Origin of the sequence: Pseudomonas defluvii (assembly GCF_001695625.1) — a bacterium.
Classification (GTDB): Bacteria; Pseudomonadota; Gammaproteobacteria; order Pseudomonadales; family Pseudomonadaceae; genus Aquipseudomonas; species Aquipseudomonas defluvii.
In genome coordinates this window covers 1-712 of record NZ_MBPN01000308.1, presented here as the reverse complement: position 1 = coordinate 712, position 712 = coordinate 1, and the positions used below count along the sequence as shown (strand labels likewise).

1 pseudogene is annotated in these 712 nt (G+C 59.1%); it reads right to left on the bottom strand.

Annotated features, from left to right (window positions below):
* Positions 1-712 (bottom strand): annotated as a pseudogene (locus EKA13_RS28005) (T6SS effector BTH_I2691 family protein); the annotation flags it as partial.

The following is a 712-nucleotide window of genomic DNA, read 5'->3' as shown; positions in this document are numbered from 1 at the left end:
TGCAGTTGGACAATACTGCCCGCCAGCGTAGCGGGGAGCAGCAGTTGCACCCAGAACCCCAGGCAACGTTGTGGCCCTCGGTCCGGGTAGGTGTATACCGCCCGGGCCCAGACGCTGGGCCGCTGCAGGATCTCCAGCAAAGCCATCAGTTGGGTTTTATGGCCGTCAATGCCAACCCAGCTGTCCTCCGGTGCCTTGCCCCAGCTACAGCGGTACAACCAGAGGCGCAAGCCTTCGCGCTTGTAGAGGTTGGCACGCGCCGAGAACAGTAAATAGGCCATACCAAGTGCGGCCAGAATCATGGTAACCGGTGAGGACATGATCCAGGCAAAGTTGAACCAGTAACCTAAAACAGCACCTACGATCTGAACGGTTGCAACACCGCTCATTCCTATAAGTGCACCCCACTTCAGTTTGAGTAAACGTTCTTCATCCTCACTACTCGCACCCGCAATATCCTTGGACACCTGCCACGCCTCAACACCCGCAGCAATTGCACCAAGCGCCGCCCAGGTCGCCGTTCGGGCAATCAACCGTTTGGCAGCTTGCGCAAAGTCGATGTTGCCGCGAGATAGCCAAGCCTTGGCGCCCGCCTCTGCCAGTTTCACCACTCGTTTACCCAACCGCGCAGACATCCCCTGCGCCCGATTCCACCCCGGGCCCACGCACACGGCCATCATTGCGTTACCGGTATAGGCCGCATTGGCGGTCA